Annotated in this window: 16 protein-coding genes; 9 read left to right on the forward strand and 7 right to left on the reverse strand. The window is 55.9% G+C overall.

From position 1 onward, the window contains the following. Positions 1 to 47 precede the first annotated feature (47 nt). Positions 48 to 1,148 carry a glycerol dehydrogenase gene (locus I2E45_RS00400; RefSeq protein ID WP_195443544.1) on the forward strand — a complete coding sequence of 367 codons (1,101 nt, stop codon included), beginning with the start codon at positions 48 to 50 and terminating at the stop codon, positions 1,146 to 1,148. Positions 1,149 to 1,279: 131 nt separating this feature from the next. Here I2E45_RS00400 and I2E45_RS00405 read toward each other — a convergent pair whose 3' ends face one another. Further along, positions 1,280 to 2,236: a 2-hydroxyacid dehydrogenase gene (locus tag I2E45_RS00405; RefSeq protein WP_195443545.1), complete on the reverse strand. Its 957-nt coding sequence runs from the start codon at positions 2,234 to 2,236 to the stop codon at positions 1,280 to 1,282. Positions 2,237 to 2,390: 154 nt separating this feature from the next. On the opposite strand from I2E45_RS00405, the gene I2E45_RS00410 reads away from it, so the two are divergent. From I2E45_RS00410 to I2E45_RS00420, 3 genes are all read left to right on the forward strand, one after another. Beyond that, on the forward strand, positions 2,391 to 3,644 hold the full coding sequence (locus I2E45_RS00410; protein WP_195443546.1) for a 4Fe-4S binding protein: 1,254 nt from the start codon (positions 2,391 to 2,393) through the stop codon (positions 3,642 to 3,644). A 114-nt stretch (positions 3,645 to 3,758) separates the two neighbouring features. Beyond that, positions 3,759 to 4,835 (forward strand): redox-regulated ATPase YchF, encoded by a 1,077-nt coding sequence (gene ychF, locus I2E45_RS00415; protein ID WP_055309950.1) that lies wholly within the window; start codon positions 3,759 to 3,761, stop codon positions 4,833 to 4,835. Positions 4,836 to 4,846: 11 nt separating this feature from the next. Continuing rightward, complete coding sequence (locus tag I2E45_RS00420) at positions 4,847 to 5,230, forward strand: DUF1648 domain-containing protein (protein ID WP_089572786.1); 384 nt, start codon at positions 4,847 to 4,849, stop codon at positions 5,228 to 5,230. Positions 5,231 to 5,239: 9 nt separating this feature from the next. Here I2E45_RS00420 and I2E45_RS00425 read toward each other — a convergent pair whose 3' ends face one another. Beyond that, positions 5,240 to 5,629, reverse strand: a complete 390-nt coding sequence (locus I2E45_RS00425) for a hypothetical protein (RefSeq protein WP_195443547.1) — start codon at positions 5,627 to 5,629, stop codon at positions 5,240 to 5,242. Positions 5,630 to 5,705: 76 nt separating this feature from the next. Between I2E45_RS00425 and I2E45_RS00430 the strand changes: the two genes are divergently transcribed. Beyond that, positions 5,706 to 5,924 (forward strand): helix-turn-helix domain-containing protein, encoded by a 219-nt coding sequence (locus I2E45_RS00430; RefSeq protein ID WP_035136926.1) that lies wholly within the window; start codon positions 5,706 to 5,708, stop codon positions 5,922 to 5,924. A 21-nt stretch (positions 5,925 to 5,945) separates the two neighbouring features. On the opposite strand, the gene I2E45_RS00435 is transcribed toward I2E45_RS00430, so the two are convergent. Further along, the gene (locus I2E45_RS00435; protein WP_195443548.1) at positions 5,946 to 6,959 is read right to left on the reverse strand and encodes an asparaginase; all 1,014 of its coding nucleotides are present in this window, start codon (positions 6,957 to 6,959) and stop codon (positions 5,946 to 5,948) included. A 267-nt stretch (positions 6,960 to 7,226) separates the two neighbouring features. Between I2E45_RS00435 and guaA the strand changes: the two genes are divergently transcribed. Next, complete coding sequence (guaA, locus tag I2E45_RS00440; protein ID WP_195443549.1) at positions 7,227 to 8,825, forward strand: glutamine-hydrolyzing GMP synthase; 1,599 nt, start codon at positions 7,227 to 7,229, stop codon at positions 8,823 to 8,825. Positions 8,826 to 9,326: 501 nt separating this feature from the next. Here guaA and I2E45_RS00445 read toward each other — a convergent pair. Then, positions 9,327 to 9,749, reverse strand: coding sequence for a helix-turn-helix domain-containing protein (locus I2E45_RS00445; RefSeq protein ID WP_195443550.1), 423 nt, complete (start codon positions 9,747 to 9,749; stop codon positions 9,327 to 9,329). Between the two features lie 149 nt (positions 9,750 to 9,898). Here I2E45_RS00445 and I2E45_RS00450 point away from each other — a divergent pair, with 149 nt between their 5' ends. The 3 genes from I2E45_RS00450 to I2E45_RS00460 are packed head-to-tail and all read left to right on the forward strand — an operon-like array spanning position 9,899 to position 11,539. Continuing rightward, positions 9,899 to 10,108 carry a hypothetical protein gene (locus I2E45_RS00450; RefSeq protein ID WP_195443552.1) on the forward strand — a complete coding sequence of 70 codons (210 nt, stop codon included), beginning with the start codon at positions 9,899 to 9,901 and terminating at the stop codon, positions 10,106 to 10,108. After that, entirely contained in the window at positions 10,098 to 11,171 is a 1,074-nt protein-coding gene (locus I2E45_RS00455; RefSeq protein WP_195443555.1) for a site-specific integrase, read from the forward strand. The genes I2E45_RS00450 and I2E45_RS00455 overlap by 11 nt, the downstream gene beginning before the upstream one ends. Then, a complete protein-coding gene (locus tag I2E45_RS00460) occupies positions 11,171 to 11,539 on the forward strand; it encodes a plasmid mobilization protein (RefSeq protein ID WP_195443558.1) in 369 nt (122 codons plus the stop codon). Before I2E45_RS00455 ends, I2E45_RS00460 begins: the two co-directional genes overlap by 1 nt. A gap of 24 nt (positions 11,540 to 11,563) precedes the next feature. Here I2E45_RS00460 and I2E45_RS00465 read toward each other — a convergent pair whose 3' ends face one another. From I2E45_RS00465 to brxL, 3 genes are all read right to left on the reverse strand, one after another. Further along, positions 11,564 to 14,575: a DEAD/DEAH box helicase gene (locus I2E45_RS00465; RefSeq protein WP_195443561.1), complete on the reverse strand. Its 3,012-nt coding sequence runs from the start codon at positions 14,573 to 14,575 to the stop codon at positions 11,564 to 11,566. After that, the gene (locus tag I2E45_RS00470) at positions 14,572 to 15,198 is read right to left on the reverse strand and encodes a Hachiman antiphage defense system protein HamA (RefSeq protein WP_195443563.1); all 627 of its coding nucleotides are present in this window, start codon (positions 15,196 to 15,198) and stop codon (positions 14,572 to 14,574) included. The genes I2E45_RS00465 and I2E45_RS00470 overlap by 4 nt, the downstream gene beginning before the upstream one ends. A 227-nt stretch (positions 15,199 to 15,425) precedes the next feature. After that, positions 15,426 to 17,597: a protease Lon-related BREX system protein BrxL gene (gene brxL, locus I2E45_RS00475; RefSeq protein ID WP_195443565.1), complete on the reverse strand. Its 2,172-nt coding sequence runs from the start codon at positions 17,595 to 17,597 to the stop codon at positions 15,426 to 15,428. Positions 17,598 to 17,604: the final 7 nt, after the last annotated feature.

Genomic DNA, 17,604 nt, shown 5'->3' on the forward strand with positions numbered 1-17,604 from the left:
CACGCATCTGTACGGAGCCCCTTTCTTTTTTAGAGAATGGGATAGTTATGGCTGCAATTTTCAATAGCCCCAGCAAGTACATCCAGGGCCCGGACGAGCTGGCCAAGCTCGGCTCCTATGTCGAGCCGCTCGGCGCTAAGGCCCTCGTCATCGTGACGCCTTCGGGCAAGAAGCGCGTCGGTGCCAAGATCGAGGGCGGCTTTGCCGAGGCTAAGGCCGAGCTGCTGTTTGAGGACTTTAACGGTGAGTGCTCCAAGGGCGAGGTCGATCGCCTGGTTGCGCTCGCCCGCGACAACGGTTGCGACATCATCGTCGGCGTCGGTGGCGGCAAGATCCTCGACACCGCGAAGGCCGTCGCCTATTACCTGGAGTCCCCGGTTATCATTTGCCCCACCATTGCTTCGACCGATGCACCGTGCTCGGCACTTTCGGTGCTCTACACCGATGACGGCCAGTTCGATAAGTACCTCTTCCTTAAGGCAAACCCCAGTATTGTCCTTATGGATACGACGGTTATCGCGGCGAGCCCGGTGCGCCTGACGGTTTCCGGTATGGGCGATGCGCTCGCAACCTATTTCGAGGCTCAGGCGACGCACGATGCCGACGGCGGCACCTGCGCTGGCGGTAAGGGCGGAATGGCCGGTCTGGCGCTCGCCAAGCTCTGCTACGAGACGCTTATGGCCGACGGCGTCAAGGCCAAGGTCGCGCTGGAGAAGGGCGCGCTCACGCCTGCCGTCGAGCATATCATCGAGGCCAATACGCTGCTCTCCGGCATTGGCTTTGAGAGCTCGGGCCTTGCTGCTGCTCATGCCATCCACAATGGTCTGACGATGCTGCCCGAGTGCCACGGCATGTATCACGGCGAGAAGGTCGCCTTTGGCACCATCGTCCAGCTGGTACTCGAGGATGCCCCGACTGAGAAGCTTGAGGAAGTCTTGGGCTTCTGCATTGAGCTGGGCCTGCCGGTCACGATGAAGGAACTTGGCGTTGCCGAGCTTACACGCGAGAAGGCCATGATTGTTGCCGAGGCCGCTTGCGCGCCCGAGGACACCATGTGCAACATGCCGTTTGAGGTGACGCCCGAGATGGTCGCAAACGCCATCCTAGGTGCCGACGCGCTGGGCCACTACTATCTCATGGATGAGTAAATCAAGCTAAGGAGGGGGCAAAGCCAGCAGATGGCTTTGCCCCTTTTTGCTATGGTGCAAAGGGGTCAGGTTAGTTGAACCAAAGAAGGCGGGGTAGGCCTGCGATGAGGTTTTGCCCCGCCCTCGTTTGACTACAGCTCGCAAACGTTTTGCGCGCGACCCTCGACGTAGGCGACGACGTTGTCGAACTCAATCTTGGCGCGGCGCTGCATGGCCTCGTGCGTAAGGAAGCCTACATGTGGCGTGAAGGTGCAGTTCTTGGCGTTGACGAGCGCGTAGTCGGCGGGGATGGGCGGCTCCATATCAAAGACGTCGATGCCGGCACCGGCGAGCTTATCGTCGTTGAGTGCCTGGGCAAGGGCATCGTTATCCACGATGGCACCGCGGGCGCAGTTGATAAAGACGGCACCGTCCTTCATCTGGGCGAACTGCTCGGTGCCAAAGCTCTTGCGCGTGGTGTCATTGTTAGGCAGGTGCAGGCTTACGATATCGGACTCGGCGAGCAACTGCTCGAGCGAAACCTGCTCAATGCCGGCCTCGGCTGCCTCGGGATGCTCGTGGCGGGCATATCCCAGCACGCGGGCGCCAAAGGCCTTAAAGAGACGACCCGTGGCGCAGCCGATCTTACCGCAGCCCACGATACCCACGGTCTTGTCGCGGATCTCGGTGCCCATTAGGCCGGCGCTCGTCTTGCCGCTGCGGACGGCGGCATCGGCGGCGCCCACCTTGCGCAGCACGTCGATGGTCAGGCCAAAGGTGAGCTCGGCGACCGAAACGTCGGAGTAGCCGGCGCAGTTGCGAACCTCAACACCGCGCTCACGGCAGGCGGAAAGCCCCACGTGGTCGATGCCCGTAAAGGCAACGGCGATCATCTTGAGCGCATCGGCGCCGGCGACGACCTCGGCAGGGTAGGGGTTGTTGGCGATCATGACGACCTCGGCGCCCTCGCTGCGTCGAGCGAGCTCGGCCGGATCGGTTGTTTTGGTATCGAAATAGACAAACTCGTGTCCGGCGTCCTTAAGGGGTGCGGAGAGCCTGTCGATGGTCTGCTCGGGTACTCCCAACGGTTCGATCAGGGCAATCTTCATCTTGTGACTCCTCAATAAACCTAGGCGATTAGGCTGGCAATAGATTGTAGGTCTATTTGCCTCAAAGGTGCGCCGCGTGTAATTTGCCCGAGGCGTGGGCCGATAGCGTATCATTATCTCTTGCTTGTTTGCACTGCTCAGGGAGGGGCCGCGCATGGCGCAGGAACACGATCTGTTTGATGACATTATCGAGATCAGCAAGGGTTTCGACTTTCTTAAAAACCCGCTTGGCGGTGTGACCGATGCACTCGATCCGTCGGCGCCGCAATGGAATCCTGCCGACTACAAGGAGCGTCCGCGCGGTAACACCATTCCGTGCCTGACCTGCAAAAACGAAAAGAGCGGCTGCACTGCGTGCATGGACGTGTGCCCGGTCAACGCTATCGAGGTCGAGGAAGACGCCATCGAGATCCTCGACTCCTGTCGCAAGTGCGGCCTGTGCGCCGCTGCCTGTCCGACCGAGGCAATCATCTCGCCGCGCCTGGCGCCCAAAAACCTGTATGACGATATCGTCTCTGCTGCCACGAGCCACGAGACCGCCTACGTTACCTGCACGCGCGCCCTTAAGCGCATGCCGCGCGAGAACGAGGTTGTCGTCGCCTGCGTGGGCGATATTACTGCCGAGACCTGGTTCTCGGTACTGGCCGACTATCCCAACGTGAGCGTCTACCTGCCGTTGGGCGTGTGCGATAAGTGCCGCAACACCGGCGGTGAGGACATTCTGGGCGAGGCGATTGCGAAGGCCGAGGAGTGGTCCGGCACGGGTATGGGCTTGGAGGTCGACTCCAAGAGCCTCAAATGCCATAAGCGCCGCGAGTACGAGCGCAAGGAGTACATGGAAAAGATCGCCCGCACCACGGGCCTGACGGTGACCAAGCTCAATCCGGCGACGGCGGCGCTGGCCTCGGTGACGCAAAAGCTCAAGGCCCATCGCCATCAGATTACCCAGCTGGAGCGCACGCTCAACACCATGTGCGGCACCACGACGACCAAGCGTCGCCGTTCGCTCACGCACGGGCGGCAGCTGGTGCTCTCGACGCTGCAAAACCACCCCGAGCTTGCCCAGAACATGCAGGTGAGCACGCCGGAGTGCGATTTTGACAAGTGCACGTCGTGTGGTGAGTGCGTCAACGTGTGCCCCACGTTTGCCTGCGATCTGGTGGGAAGCGGCCGCTTTGCGTTGGAGTCCACGTATTGTTTGGGCTGCGGCGCCTGTGTCAAGGTGTGTCCCGAACATGCGCTCAAGCTTGTTGAGCATGACGCGTCCAATCTGGTCGTCGTCGATCCCGAAGCCGAGGAAAAGGCCGCTCAGAAGGCGAAGGCTCACGAAGAGGCTGAGAAGGTCAAGGCTGAGGCAAAGGCCAAGCTCGACAAGATGCTCGACCAGGTGGAAAAGCTCGCGGACTAGTCAGCGAGCTCTATCTCTGCTTCATTTGCGCCGCCGCGGTGTCCGGATTCGCCCGGATGCTGCGGCGGCGCTATACTTATACGGTTTGAAGTACCTGTACCAAAAGGAGCTGTCGTGTCCCTTTCCATCGGTATCGTGGGCCTGCCCAACGTGGGCAAGTCGACGCTGTTCACCGCGCTTACCAAAAAGACCGGCCTTGCCGCCAACTACCCGTTCGCCACGATCGACCCCAACGTGGGTATCGTCGATGTGCCCGATAGCCGCCTGCAAAAGCTTGCCGACATCGTCAACCCGGGCCGCATTGTGCCGGCGACGGTCGAGTTTGTCGACATCGCGGGCCTGGTGAAGGGTGCCAACGAGGGCGAGGGCCTGGGCAACCAGTTCTTGGCAAACATCCGCGAGACCGACGCCATCTGTGAGGTCGTACGCTACTTTAAGGACCCCAACGTCATGCGTGAGGTGGGCCGCACGGGCGAGTTCGTCGATCCCGCCGGCGATGCCGACACCATCATGACTGAGCTTATCCTGGCCGACATGGGCACGCTCGAGAAGCAGCTGCCTAAGCTCGAGAAGGAGGCCAAGCGCGACAAGGAGCTCATGCCCAAGTTCGAGGTTGCCAAGCGCCTGCTTGCCTGGCTCAACGAGGGCAAGCGCGCCGCATCCATGGAGATGACCGACGAGGAGCGTGCCGCCGCCAAGGGGCTGTTCCTGCTCACCATGAAGCCCATCCTGTATGTGGCCAACGTGGACGAGGATATGCTCAACGAGGACCTGGCGCCCATCGACGGCGTCAAGCCGCTGCCGATCTGCGCCAAGATCGAGGCCGAGCTTTCCGAGCTCGATCCCGAGGACGCTGCCGACTACCTGGAAAGCCTAGGCCTGGAGCAGCCCGGCCTGGACGTGCTCGCTCAGGCTGCCTACAAGCTGCTCGGCCTGCAGTCGTTCTTTACGGCCGGCGAGATGGAGGTCAAGGCCTGGACGGTGCGTCAGGGCGCGACCGCCCCGCAGGCCGCCGGTGTCATCCACACCGATTTTGAGCGCGGCTTTATTAAGGCCGAGGTCATTGGCTACGACGACTACATCGAGCTCGGCGGCGAGCAGGGCGCCAAGGCCGCCGGCAAGTTGCGTATTGAGGGCAAGGACTATGTCATGGCCGATGGCGACGTTGTGCACTTCCGCTTTAACGTGTAAGGACGACGCGCATGTTTAAATATGGCAAAAAAGCTGGCTACATGGGTATTGCGCTGCTCGTACTTGCGGTGATTCCGCTGGTGGTTGCAGCGTGTGTTATCCCCAACATTGGCCCCGAGGTGGCAACGAAGTTTAACGCCGCCGGCGAGGTGACGCGCTGGGGTAAGAGCTACGAGCTGCTGGCACTGCCGGTACTCAATCTGCTGCTGAGCGTGGCGACGTACTTTACGGCGGGACGCCAAGCCAAGAACAATGACGACTCCGCCGCCATGGCGCGCATCGTGTGCGAGCGCTACCTGCGCAACGGTTGCATCACGGGTGTGTTCCTCAACGTGATCAACGTTTACTTTATGTACTCGGCGATTACCGGAACGGGCTTTGGCTTTGGTTTCTAGCTTGTCCTTTTAGACAACGAGCCTGCAAGCATATTCGATGGCTGCTGCGAGGCCGCCGCTCGATCGTGGTTGAAAGACTGCATCGGCGGCGGCCTCGTTTTCGTATCCGGCGCCGCGAAGGGCGAGTGCTATGCCGGCTTCTAAAAGGAGCGGCAGGCCGCGTTGGCTGGTTGCGATTACGGCAGCCTGATTGAGCGAGCAGCCGTGCGTTTGGCATCGGATGGCAAGTTCGCCTTGCGTCGGGCAGGGGACCAGAACGGCGGCGACGCGACTTGATAGCAATGCAAATGCTGTGCGCTCATCGGGCGAAAGGCATTCAGCTTCAACGACGACGAGCTTGGGCGGCGCGCTGTTTGTGCGAAGCGTGGCTCGGTACATGCGGACCGAAGAACCCGACATAGAAAACTCCTGTGTATTCGGGAAAACGTAAACTATAGTTTACGTTTATGTTCGGCTCCATTTCAAACTCGGCTGCATGGACGAACGTGCGAAACAGATTCTTGGCAGGCGGGTCGAAGAGACACGCAGGGACCTTGGTATCTCCAAGGTTGATTTTTGTGTGGCGACAGGAATCAGCCGACCCTACCTCGACCGAATCGAAGATGGGACGGCAAATTTCACGCTCAAGGTTCTATTTAAGATCGCGCCCGCACTCGGCATGACGGTGTCAGAGCTTCTTGAAGGCATTGAGTAGGGGATACCGGTCGATGCCTGGCTACGCCATCGGGATGCGGTCGTGGTTGACTTGGCTGTAGAACAGGCGCTGAATTTCTGACGCATCACGTGACTGGCCGAGCGCCCACATGGTTTTGGCCACGAGCGTCTCGGTGGTCATGTCATCGCCGCGCAGAATGCCCGGATGATCGGCGTAAGCACGGCCGACCTCATAAACGCCCAGATCGAGGCCCTCTTCGGGAACCTGCGTGGTCATAACAACGGTGCGACCCGAATCGACCCAGCGGAAAATTGCCTCCTGGAATGACTCACCGGACTCGCCAAACTCGGGAATACCGCCAATGCCAAAGGTCTCCAGAATCACGGCATCGTAGCTATCGGCAAGGGCGTCGAGGATGCCCGGGTTTACGCCGGGCGTAAGCTTGAGTACAAATACACGCGGGTCGATGCTGTCGTAGAAACGCACCGGGTTTTCGCCTTGATGCGTGCCGTGAAGCCCGTTGCGCACGATGCGGTCGTTGCGGATATAGGCGATGGGCGGATAGTTGACGCTAATGAATGCGTTAAAGCTCATGGTGCGCTGTTTGCGGGCGCGCGTTCCGGCAATGGCGACGCCGCCAAACACAATCGACACATCGTGCGAATGCTCGTCGAGTGCATAGAGCAGGCTCTGGTACAGGTTGAGCTTGGCGTCGGTAAAGGGATTGCCCATGGGCTTTTGCGAGCCGGTGAGCACGATGGGCTTGGGGCTGTCCTGAATCAGGTAGGAAAGCGCTGCTGCGGTGTAGCTCATGGTGTCAGTGCCGTGCAGAATCACGAAGCCGTCGTGGTCGGCATAACCCTCGACAATGACGTCGCGGATACGCATCCAGTCGCTCGGGCGCATGTTGGTGCTGTCGATGTTCATGGGCTGCACGACGTCGAGCTCGCAGAGCCCCGAGATCTCGGGGACGCTCTGGGCGAGCTCCTCACCGGTCAGGGCGGGGGAGAGGCCGTTGCCGTCCTCGGTCGATGCGATGGTGCCGCCCGTGGCGATGAGAAGGATGCGCTTCATGCTGGTATTCCTATCGTATTTGCCGCCGCAGAGGCGGAGTCGTTCGGCAGTATTGTGGCACAGGGCGTCCAATGTTCAAACGTATTACATCATCTGTAACGTTTGAAAACACTTCAATTGCCTTCAAATAGGGGCCCAGGTCGTGCGTTTGCCGTGCGCTGATGGCCGCGAGGGGCGAGAAACCCCATATAACGTGTACACTATGGAGGTTATTTTCGTTCATTCACGCGGGTGGGCACCGGCTCCCCGCCAACAAGAGGGGGAACCATGGATCAAAAGGCTTCCGCAAAGGTCCTCGTACTCGACTTTGGTGCGCAGTACGGTCAGCTCATTGCCCGTCGCGTCCGCGACCTCAACGTGTATTCCGAGATCGTCCCCTGCGACATCTCGGCCGACGAGATTCGCGAGATGAACGCCTCTGCGCTCATCCTTTCCGGCGGCCCGGCTTCCGTGTATGCCGAGGACGCTCCGTCCATCGATCCCGCCATCTTTGACCTGGGCCTTCCCGTCCTGGGCTTCTGCTACGGCCATCAGATCACGGCCGTGACGCTCGGCGGCAAGGTTGGCCACTCCGAGGTGGGCGAGTACGGCCGCGCCACTATCACGCGCACGGCCGGCGCCAAGCTCTTTAACTCCACGCCCATGGAGCAGACCGTGTGGATGAGCCATCGCGACGCCGTCTCCGAGGTGCCCGAGGGCTTTACCGTTACCGCCAGCACCGACGTGTGCCCGGTTGCCGCCATGGAGTGCGTCGAGCGCAAGATTTTCACCACTCAGTTCCACCCCGAGGTCAAGCACTCCGAGTACGGTCAGCAGCTGCTGAGCAACTTCCTGTTTGAGATCTGCGGCCTGGAGCCCAACTGGAGCATGGACAACCTGGTCGAGACCATGACGGCCGAGTTCCGCGAGAAGGTCGGCGACGACCGCGTGATTCTGGCCCTGTCCGGCGGCGTCGACTCCTCCGTCGTGGCTGCGCTGGGCGCCCGCGCCGTGGGCAAGCAGATGACCTGCGTGTTCATCAACCACGGTCTGCTGCGCAAGGGCGAGCCCGAGCAGGTGGAGGAGGTCTTCACCAAGCAGTTTGACGTCGACTTTATCCACGTCCACGCCGAGGACCGCTATGCCGAGCTTCTGGCCGGCGTGACCGAGCCCGAGGAGAAGCGCCGCATCATCGGTACGCAGTTCTGGAAAGAGTTCTTCGCCGTGGCGCAGCAGCTCGAGTCCGATGGCAAGCCGGTCAAGTACCTGGCTCAGGGCACCATCTACCCCGACATCATCGAGTCCGGCGCTCGCAAAACGGGCGGCAAGACGGCCACCATCAAGAGCCACCACAACCTGATCCCGTTCCCCGAGGGCGTGCGCTTCGACCTCATCGAGCCGCTCGACCACTTCTTTAAGGACGAAGTCCGCGCGCTTGGTCTGGCGCTTGGCCTGCCGGGTCACATCGTGTTCCGTCAGCCTTTCCCGGGCCCGGGTCTGGCTATTCGCATCATCGGTGCGGTCGACAAGGAGAAGCTCGAGATCCTCAAGAACGCCGACGCTATCGTGCGCGAGGAACTCGACGCCTACAACCAGCGCCTGTTTGAGCAGACCGGCGAGCGCAACTCCGAGCACAGCTGCTGGCAGTATTTCGCGGTCCTGCCCGACATCAAGTCCGTTGGCGTTATGGGCGACGAGCGCACCTACCAGCGCCCGATCATCCTGCGTGCCGTCGAGTCCAGCGATGCCATGACCGCCGACTGGGCCAAGCTGCCCTACGACGTGCTGGCCCGCATCTCTGGCCGCATCGTTGCCGAGGTTCCCGGCGCCAACCGCGTGTGCTACGACATCACGTCCAAGCCGCCCGCGACCATCGAGTGGGAATAGCCCCAGGTCAGCATTGCAAAATCACCTGCAACGATTCAGCGCGATGCACAAGATGTCAGTGAGTTGCACAACGTTGCAAGCCACTGAAAACAAAGCGGAATGACAAACCGACCAATACCCCGAAATTCAAGAAGTTTCGGGGTATTTTTTTGCCCATTAACCTGCGTCTTTGATTCGGAATCATTCCCAAAAGGTGACGCAACTTGAACGATTATTCGGAACATGCACGAACCTGCAACGACATGCAACATTGCGCAATTACGCAAAGCCACCCGTCACGACTCCTTTTGGCAGTTACGGCGTAAAACAGGTTGATTCGAATCAAACATGAATCAAACGTCATTTTCATACTTATTTTTTGCAAAAGGCCAGTTCAGCATAAGGGAATGACAAATCGTCTTTAGCGGTGTTACGGGATCTGATTTCCTGCATCCAGGTTAAGAAAAACGGCCCGAAGGCCGCTGATTTTTGATTCGCAATTATTCCTGAAGTGGCTTGATTTCAGTGCAATGAGAGCTTCCATTCAGACAGCTCCTCAGAGCTGATCTCGCCAGCTTTTTCCGAATCAATCATATGCTTCCAAGTTTTAACCGCCTGGGCGAGTTTCTGGGATTTTTCTGCCTTCCTGTCGATCTTCAGAACCAATTCACCGTCAATCTCATCGGGAACGAGCCCAAACTCCCCTTCTAGTCTGAACAAGAGCTCTAGAGCCTGCCGGCTTGACTCGAGGGACACCTCGCGGAGAGATTCGGGGGAGATTCCCAAAGCAGAAGCGATGGACTCTACCTGCTCGACGCCAGGCGTCCTGTTGCAGAGCTCATAGTTCCTGATGGCGGAATCCGTCAACCCACAAGCATCTGCGAGCTCGGCCTGTGTCAATCCCTTCGCCTTGCGGTATTTCCTGATGAGCTCTCCGGACCTCATACAACTCTCCTGTCAGCGTCTAGATAGTCTCATATAGCATCGCATAGACAATATAGCACGAAATTGAACGGTATGTATTGACCGTTCACTTCCGAACTATTACTATAGCCGATGATATACCGTTCAGTTTCGAACTATTAGGAGGATACATGGATGGAAAAGAGAGGCGCTTGCTAAGCGCCTCTGAGGTCTCGATGAAACTCGGAGTATGCAGGAGCAAGGCGTACGAGATCATCAGGGAGCTCAACTGCGAAATGGAGCAGCGCGGGTGCGCGACCATACCAGGTAGGGTCAGCAGCCAGATAATCGAAGAGAAGTACTTCGGAGACGAGCGCGGGGTAAGAGACGATGGTCGTTAAGCAATCCGACAACGGCACCTGGTTCACTCAGTTCAGATGCAAGGACAAGTTCGGCAACGAGGTGCATAAGTACAAGAGGGGCTTTTCCACCCCTGAAGAAGCACAGGCATGGGAGGAAGACTTCATTGCCTCGGCGGGCTGCACTATGGCAATGACATTCGGCGAGTTCTTCCAGGTCTATGCCGCCGACGTCAGACCAAGGCTAAGAGAGCACACCTGGCGGCAGAAGGAATACACTATCAAATCGAAGATTCTGCCCTTCTTCGAGAAGAAACGGATGGCCGAGATATCGAGCCTCGATATCGTGCGGTGGCAGAACGAGCTCATGAGCCCCGATGCTAACGATGGCAAAGGGTACAGCCCCACCTACCTAAGAACCGTCAATAATCAGCTAACCGCAATACTAAACCACGCGGCGCGCTTCTACGGACTTAATCCGAACCCCGCCGTACGCACCATGAAGATGGGCTCGAAGGACACCAAGGAAATGAACTTCTGGACGAAAGAGGAATACCTCAAGTTCGCCGATGTAATGATGGAAAGCCCGATGTTCTTCGTTCTTTTCGAGATTCTCTACTGGACTGGGATTCGGGAAGGAGAGCTGCTGGCTCTCACACCAGACTCGTTTGACTGGAGTCGCAACACCATGCGTATAGACAAATCCTACCAGCGTCTGGGAGGACGCGACGTTATCACGGATCCCAAGACGCCCAAGTCGATACGAACCGTGAAGCTTCCCAACTTCCTCGCAGAAACAATCAGGGACTACCTCTCCAAACATCCCAAGATCGGGTCTGGCGACAGGATGTTCCCCGTGTCAAAGAGCCAGCTTTCACGCGTTATGAAACGAGGAAGTGAGAAAGCCGGCGTTAAGCGCATCCGCATCCACGACCTAAGGCACAGCCACGTAAGCCTGCTCATCGACATGGGATTTTCCGCCGTGGCTATCGCGGATAGGATGGGCCACGAATCATCGGATATCACCTTCAGGTACGCGCATCTGTTCCCCAACATCCAGGACGACATGGCAAACGGGCTTGACAACGAAAGAGGTGGTTTCTGATGCCCTGCCCCAACTACCGACGCAAACGCACCATATCGAAAGCGTTCCGCGTAAGCCCCGAGGAAAACGAGAGGATCGAACTGCTTTCAAAAGCCGCAGGGGTGACCCAACAGGAATACATCATGACCAAGCTTGAGGACAAGGAATTCACGATTGTCCCGGACATCCGCACCTACAAGATGCTCCGCGACGAAATGCGGGCGGTGTACCAGGAGCTTTCCCGACTGCGCGATTGTTCCGAAATGGACGAGCTGCTTGCTGCTAGAGTTAGCCTGCTATCTGATTTGTTTACAGGTCTCAAAGGTAAAGCAGCGTGCCAGATGGATAAAGAAGACGCTGTAATCGCTGAGCTAAATCGAGATTTATAAACTTTTTCTGTGCGCTTCGGTCTCCTAAGAACTAATCCACTCAAGTATGCTCTTTGAGCAGTATGCAGGAAGCGAATCCGCATATTTCTCGATTGCCTCCCTATTGGCAAGTGCCCCAAACTTCAGAATTGCCGGATCAGACAACGAACCAGCCATGCCCGTTATCGATACTATTTCTTTGGCAATCATCCGATCGTCGATAACCTCTTCACATATCATTGCCTCGCTCAGACTGGACACACCATATTTGACTTTCCGCTGGAAAGCGGAAAGTTTTTCGATATTATCCGCCGTTGAAAGACCATCTATTTCCCGAACGACATCTAGCATACTTGAGACGAAATGAGCGAAGGTGAACCTCACGACTCCAGATACTATCTTCTCAGTTTTTCCAATTTTAAATTCATGCTTAAAATCAAATTGCTCGTTTAAAGTATTCGTAATTTGAGATAAATTTGCCCCGTCTATCCATAGGCCAATGATGAGAGATAACTGCTCCTCGTTCAGTTGACCTGCGATGTCCGGGTTAGGAAGCATGAACTGATGTACCGCTAGGTGTATTTCAGAACACCCCCCTTCGATAAAGCGTTTACCTTCAGGAGATTCAATCCAATCGATTAACGACGATGCCGTTCGAGTGCCTAGTTGCATCATATGAAATAAAGCCGCGTTCTCTTTGCTAACTGATTCAAGCGATTCGTATATCGCCTGGAACAGTTTGATAAGTCGTTCTTGCGTCTCCTCGTCCGACGATGTGTACGCGTAAGTTGACGCACACAGCTCCAATACATCAACTTCACCCATGTTCGCTGCCAACACGCCGGATAGATAACTTTCTATCGCCTCGAGAGGACGCATTCTTCTAGAGGCAAGCTCGCGTGCTCGCAAGTCATCACAACCGAGTGTCCTTGAAAAAGCACTTGCAAGTTCGTATTCAAGTCGAGGGTTTGTTAGATGTTCGAGAATCACGTTTACTATAGATTCACCAGGAATGAAGGCTTCACGATTATCCTGTGTGGTAGCATCTGAAAGAAGATTAACGATCGCACTTCCGCATCGCTCAGTTTCTGATTCTTTCATCAGAGTCGAATACATTTCTTTATTTCTGAAGCCTTCTGTATTATCAGCAAGCAAGACACTGCCTTCGCTATACTTTCCCGATCGCGCAGTTCTGCCTATTAGGTTTTGAAAATCCCTAGTCCGAGGAGTTTCATATCCTTTTCTCGCACCAGTTATAATGAGATACTTGATTGGAAGGTTAACGCCTTCTGCTAGCGTAGATGTACAAGCTACGCATTTTGCATCCCCTCGTTCAATCTCATATTCCACCGCTTGCCTAATCGCCCCTTGAAGATCTCCATAATGAGGCAATATGCCGGCGTTTATTCCGGGGGTAATCCAATTGTCTTTTCCATAATGCTTGCAAACGAGACTGGTAAGTCTTTTCTTCTCGTCCGCAGGTATCGAGAGCAGCAAGTTGGTTATATTCGCCGAGCGACGCGATAATTCGTCAAGCCTTCTTAGCAGAGAAGGCAACGATGATTTTTTCGGCACATAGATTGCACAAGCTCCATTAGGAAGAAGCCTATTTGCATAATAGATTGAGAGGTCACGAGCCTGCTCAGGATCATTTCCACTGTAGTCAGGAAAATATCTGCGTTTCCGCTCTCTTGGAAACCGATCCAATTCCTGAGGCTCAACATCCACCATCACGAAGTAGTCTTCACTGGAAATGTCTTCTCGGTTGACATAAGAAACTCGAGACCCCTTGTTCTGGATTAAGCCGATTGACTTTTCAGTGACCTGGATGTTTCCCCCTTTTACAATTCTCTCAGAATCGCCAAATGCCCATTTTGCGATCTCGTCAGCATTCGAGACAACAGCGGATATCAAAACCATTTGCACATCGGGCTTAAATCTAAATATCTCCGTTAACAGCAATTCGTATCCGGGGCCCCTCGATTCACTATCAAGCAAATGAGCTTCGTCGAAGACGAACAAATCCGATTCCTGTAAAAGCAACGGATCATGGTGGATGATAAAACCAAGCTTCTCCGGTGTGGAAACTATAATCTCATGATCAGATGCGCCCTCCTCGAACCATGAGTCGATTTCCATTACGTCCGACGCCTGTTTGACCCTCGCGATTCCTTTCAGGGCAGCGGACAGATTTCGAGCAATTTCAGAGCAAAGCGCCCGCAGAGGAGCAACCACGACTGCCATCCGACAGTGCTTTGCAAGTATTCTTGAACGAAGTAGTAGCTCCACGCTTCTGGTCTTTCCTGAACCAGTGGGAAGTTGGATGAACGCGTTTTCGCCCGCAAATACCCCGGCTAAACCTATCTGCCTCTGAGCTTGCCAGAGAAGCTTTGGGGCTGCTTCTATTGAAAGAAAGGACCGCCAATCGTTGATATCAAGGTGAGTGTACCCTGGAAGCAGCGCCCTCGCGGAGCAGGAAACAGCATCGGATATCGAGACGTATAGAACCCCGCTGAAGAAAGTATCTTCTGGGCTGTCCTCCGTCAAAAGGGAATCAGCGGCGGAGATCACTTCGGCACGATCAACATCCTCGCCAGCTAAGTAGTCTGCCAGTATAGCCAGGTCCGGCGGAACCGGCTGAGATGGAACAAGGAGGAACATGATAAGGTCATATAGAGTCCTTGCCCTTGCGCCATAGAAATCCGGTTCCTTGACCTTTTCTGCGCACACCTTTGCGCTCCCATAGTTACCCAGAAGAAAATATGTCGCCATGGCAAGCGTCCAGTAGCCATCCGAGTACTCACGATAGCGCTCGTCATTCGATGCCGAGTCGTAGAATGATCCAACCTTTTGCAGATCAGTCATGTATTCTGCGCCATCATCCCCCGACAACCTCGAATTAACATATGTCGATAACGTCAAAATCGAAGTGTAGTGAAGCTCATCAGAATTCAACTTGAAATGAGGAACGGATGAGGGATCGACGAAAAATTCCGTGGCTTTCGCCTTGGCTTTTGCATATTTAAGTTCGCGGTCGGAACGTTTTCCAAAGATCATCGGATACACCTGCTGTAAACTTCGCGAATCAAATCCATGAGGTGATTTTTGTGAATAATGAATACTCGATCGTTTTGATTGATTAGAAATTCGGATGCGTCTCTACCGTCAAGCTGACGCTTGGCATTCTTTACGCCAACCACAGCTCCTATCCCAAATGATTCTATGAAGGGATGTTCGCTAGCTTTAAGAAAGCGTCTCAGCTCGGCAGATGTTTGCCTGTCGCCGGACTTAAGACTGCGCATTGAATAATACGATAACGTCATGGCCACGCGACTTCTATCTTTTTTCGAGTCCTTTGAAGCTTCAGAGATAGCTCCCGTCAAATCAGTCGAAGCACTGCGCGATTTGACTTCAATTGCCAGTAGCTCATCGCTCGCATTTGGTTTCTCTGGATCGGTAATCTTATAGGCAATCACATCCGAACCATGCTCCGAGCTGTTCTTGTCAGTCCGGCCATGTTGTTTGTATCGAGGAACTTCATACCCCTCAACAAACTGGAGAAGATCGCTGATCATGATTTCCGCGAAATCGCCACCTATAATTTGCGGAATATCAGGGATACAGCTATCACGCAAGTATTCTTCTGTGGAAGTTTCGTAGAAGCTAACATAATCGGACAACTCGTCATCTCGAATATAGTGCCTTCTAACATGTAGCGCCCACCTCTGAAGAGCCTCCTCGTCGATGTCACCCTCGAGTCGAAAGCACCTAGTGCTAACACCAGCGATTAAGACGTCCTCTTCTTCAACAAGCCATTTGATGAAATCCGGCTTTGGAAGATCCCTGATGTTTGAACAGTTTATGGGTGTCTTTTCCAATACCTATCACAACCTTGAAGCGACAACCTTTAGATCGCCAACGCTTTGCGAGCCGCGCCTACGATGTCGCCGTCCTGATAGAAATCCGGGCTGACGCTGCTGGCAAGCTCCATGGGAATGTTCTGCATGTCGCGGATTGCGCTGAACGGCAGAAGAATTCGCTTTGCACCGGCGTTCTTGGCCACCCTCAGGATATCCTCGAGCCCCTTCAGATCATCCATGGATCCCGAGAGCCTAACGATGCCGGGAATCGCCAAAGAGGCCACGACGGGACGGTTGCATGCTGCAGAGCAAAGCCCGATGAACTCCGCTAGGCTGATCTCGTCGCTCGGTCCCTTCGCCTGCAGATCGTTCACAAAGAGGAGGTAATCCTTCTTCCTCATGTGCATACCAGCCGCAACGCGGTCGCCGTTGTTCTCGAAGCAGCTCCATGCAGCCTCAATACACTCGCGAGCGGCACGGTTCGAACCTACGCCCTCGTTCTCGAAGCGGAACGACCCCGCAACCGCCTTGTTCTCCAGCTTGTATACGGCGTACTCGTCGTCGATGCTTCGCCCTATCGCGAATACGTGCCCCGGTTGCAGCGGAGCCTCGGGTATCAGGGTCTCGTCCGCCTGCTCGGCTACGAACACGATGCGCGCGTCAGCGGGGTTCTCGGCATCGACGTAGCCCAGGTTCACATCCATGAACTCGACGCCGGCCATGATCTTGAGCTGCTCCTTCACACGCCGCCTTCCCTCGATGGCGTACTCGAGAATCATGCGCGCATCTTCCTTGTCAATGTTCTCGTCTGGAAAGACAAGCTTCATGAGTCCGCTGAAGGTCCTGCGAACGCCTATCTCGTCGCGTGTGTTGAAGTCGCTATTCAACCTGAAAAAGCCATCGATATGATGGGTATAGTCCCTCCTGCGCATCTCCTTGCAGAACTCGCTCAAGCAGTCGGTGATGAGACCGTAGTGGCTCGTGAGCAAATCGCTGCGCATCTTGGGTATCTCCCAGCCAGGCAGGTAGCAGTGAATGCGGTCGAAGAACGCGGAATCTTCGTTGAATTCCGGCGGGAACGGATCGAACAGGTGCGTGGTCTTGAGCACGTTGTGCACGCTGTCATTGATGTTTCCCTCGAAGACGAGGGAGGCGTCAGCGCTGAAAGACTCTCTTCCCCTGGCGTACGTGCCGCCCGCCATGTAGCCCTTGAGGATCTGGATGGCGTTCGTGTCTTTGAAGTGCATGCCCGCCACCTCGTCGAAGGTGACGCAGTCCCAGTTGCCAACGAGCCCGGTGCGTTCCATGCTCGTCGCGTGCCTGGGGCTCGCGTTGAGCCTGCCGAAGAGGTTCGCCGTGGTGGTCTGACCACCGGAGAGCAGGATGGCATACGGGCTCACTTCGTTGTATATATGGCTCTTGCCCGTTCCGCGCGGCCCGAGCTCGCAGAGATTGTAGTTACGTTCAATCAAAGGCACCATGCGCTCGATGAAGTGGAGTTTCGTGCGCAGCTCCATGCCAGCGGGTTCATAGCCCGCGCTGCGCAAGAGCAGGTCGATCCACTCGTCGGTAGTGAACCTCTCCCTCTGGCCGATTATCGAGTCGAGGTCGAGCCTCGGCATCTGGATGGGGGTGAGGTTCGCGATCTTGAACGGGTTGTCCTCAGGGCCCGCGTTCCTCTTCGGCGCCGAACGGGGCTTGCGCGGCTCGTCGAAGATGTCGGCGAGCTCGTCTTCCAGCTCGTCCTCGAGACGGAAGTATTCCATCTGCATGATGCACCACATGCCGCCGGAGAGCATCTTGGGATACTCGCGGACGAACTCGTCGGGCATCACCACGGGGTCGATGGCGAGATTGGAAAACGTCGCCACGTGGATGTCACGGTACTCGTCAACCTTCGCGGTCACCTTGTCGATAATGGTGTAGGTGCGCAAGTCGCGTATCTTTGATTTGATGCGTTCCGACTCGTCAGGTCGCACGTAGTTCTGGGTCAGGATTCTCCTGATGCGGTCGAGCCCCTGCTCGATCGACTCCTCGTCATCGGTCGAGCAGTACATGCCCAATAGGTACTCCAGTACGAACGTGGGCACGTTCACGCCGCGCTTCATGAGCGAGGTGAGATCTTTCCTCACGGTTTTACCGGGAAAGGCCTCCATGATCTTTCTGTCGAGCGGATCGAGCTCGAGTGCGGGAACCGCATCTGTCTGATGTTCTGACATTTCATCT

Source organism: Collinsella aerofaciens (assembly GCF_015555045.1).
Classification (GTDB): domain Bacteria; phylum Actinomycetota; class Coriobacteriia; order Coriobacteriales; family Coriobacteriaceae; genus Collinsella; species Collinsella aerofaciens_W.